Origin of the sequence: Photobacterium obscurum, from assembly GCF_026191635.1 — a bacterium.
Classification (GTDB): domain Bacteria; phylum Pseudomonadota; class Gammaproteobacteria; order Enterobacterales; family Vibrionaceae; genus Photobacterium; species Photobacterium obscurum.
Window position 1 is genome coordinate 1 of the sequence record NZ_JAKRRW010000046.1, and the last position, 2,287, is coordinate 2,287.

2 protein-coding genes are annotated in these 2,287 nt (G+C 50.3%); both read right to left on the reverse strand.

All coding sequences use genetic code 11. From position 1 onward, the window contains the following. Positions 1-255: 255 nt before the first annotated feature. A complete protein-coding gene (locus MD588_RS25810; RefSeq protein ID WP_265700820.1) occupies positions 256-1,308 on the reverse strand; it encodes an IS91 family transposase in 1,053 nt (350 codons plus the stop codon). Continuing rightward, entirely contained in the window at positions 1,305-2,195 is an 891-nt protein-coding gene (locus tag MD588_RS25815) for a site-specific integrase (protein ID WP_265700821.1), read from the reverse strand. The genes MD588_RS25810 and MD588_RS25815 overlap by 4 nt, the downstream gene beginning before the upstream one ends. Between the last annotated feature and the right edge of the window lie 92 nt (positions 2,196-2,287).

Here is a 2,287-nt window from a genome sequence, read left to right on the forward strand (position 1 = left end):
AACAAATAAGAATAGCTGTCGCGCAGCCGACAGCTTTATTCAGAGTTGAACAAGCCCGAGCAACTTCTTTATAGTAAATTCCAGTTTTGATTGTTGGGTGGGGACGGGGTTAACCGTTTTTTAAGGACGAACAGAGCCATGGCGTGATTCAGAGTAGCATCACATCCCCGTAAGCTTATGACTTTTAAAGCATGTTTTGGTACACCTCCTAGATTTCAGATTGAGGCCATTATCCTTGTTATGCCTGCCTTTCGGCTAACTCGGTCGGCTGATCCCCACGCAAGCCATATCGTGTTGGCAGCAAGGGCACGGCCGAACTATTTTTCGTTTCACAGTTTTTCCCATTGACGGGGTGAGATATAGCCCAGATAAAAAGAGTAACTGGATCTGGATGCGCAGTTGCCTGGCGTTTCCTCTCAGGAAGCCATAGTCCCTCACTCGCTGCATGCTTTTAGGGAGGACATGTTGCAGGATAAGCCACAGGAACTTCAGTATCGGCAGTGTCCGTGTCTTTCTTTCATTGGTTCGACCGTCAAGGTAACGGAAGGTGACATCACTATCGCTGATTCGGATGATGTCCTTGTCTGGTAGGACGCCACGGTAGAGATAACGGGACAGGTACTGAAGCGCATGGAGACCGTACCCGACACACCGGCAGTCAACCACCCACTTTTCAGGTAAGTACCGGGGCAACGCCATTTGTTTATCTTGATTGATCACTTCCAACAACCTGGCCCGCCAGACCTTAGCCAGCGCGAAGGCATTGAACAGGTAACGCTTCTTCCCTTTATGCCATTGATGTCTTTTTGAGTCGTATTGTCCTCCTGCAACGATAACATGGAGATGAGGATGAAGGTTCCGTTGCCGGCTATGGGTATGGAGAACCATGGTAAACCCCAGTTCCCCTTTGCGCTGTCTTTTTGCAAAGTCTTTTAAAGCGTTTGAGGCAACGGAGAACATGGCCTGGTACAGGGGCTTGGGGTGAGATTGGGCAAGACTCCTCAGTTCATAAGGTAGGGTGAACGTCACCATGTAATATTGAACGGGCAGGAGTTTTTGCTGTTGCCTGTCCAGCCAGTCAGATGTAGTGCGGTGCTGGCACTGGGGACAGTGCCGGTTGCCGCAGGATAAGGCCAGCCTGTCATGATGATGGCAGTGTGAACAATACCACTGGGAGAGTCCTTGCTTCTCTGTTTTACACTGCAGCATGGCGGTGATAGCCCGACGGATATCATTATTGAAGCGACTGCCGTATTGCACTTCGAGCTCATGGCGGTATTGACGGAGTAAATCAATGAAGGAGCTCATAGTGTCAGCTCCCAGTCCAGATGGAGCCTGTCAGCCAACAGGTTGAGGGCCTGCCTGGCATCGTTCACTTTAAGCTGGGTCATTTGTGTGTAGCGGGCTGTGGTATTCAGGCTGCTATGCCCAAGCAAGATTTGCAGGGAGCGGAGATCAAGCCCCTGCTCAAGCAGATGGGTGGCAAAACAATGTCGCAGCGAATGTGGGGTGATCCTTTTATAAATCCCACACTCTTTGAGGACTTGCTTTAGGGCTTTCTGGGGGCCCATGTCATTCATGACGTTATCGCAGCACTTCCCTTTGCTGGGGAATATGAGTGTCGGGTGGCGGTGGGTGCACCAATAACGGCGAAGTGCATGAAGAGTTCGTGTGGGCAGCGGCACCAGCCGATCTTTTCCACCCTTGGCATGGCGGATATGAACTTGCATTGTGTGGCTATCAATATCTGGGATGGTGATATTGAGCGCTTCGTTAATCCGTAGTCCCATGGTGTAGATGGCCAGGAATAACACCCGGTAGCGTGGCTCTCGTGTGTGGTTAATCACACTGGCGACTTGCTCTGGGGATATGATGTTGGGTAGCCGAGTGACTTTGGGTGGTTTGATAATACCTATCCATTCCCACTGTTTATGCAGAGTGTGTTTATAGAAAAACTGCAGCCCGCAACGGTCGAGCTTGATAGTGCTCCAGGATACAGTACCGATGAGCTGGCTGAAGTAGCGTCTCAGATCATCAATGGTCAGTTTGTCGGGGCAGCGATCAAAATACTCAGTGATGCGCCGGACAGCCAGGGAATAGGCTGCGATAGTTTTTGGGCGTTTGCCCTGCAATTTTAGTTGGTTGAGGTGTTGTTGGTATAAGTCATCGAATCGTTGTCTTTCGGAAGGGGTCATAATGCTGTCTCCAGTTAATCACCGCTGGAATAGCGGTGTTACTGAAGAGTAAGGTTCTTTCAGCGATCATTGATTCTGCCGCGCAGCGGCTT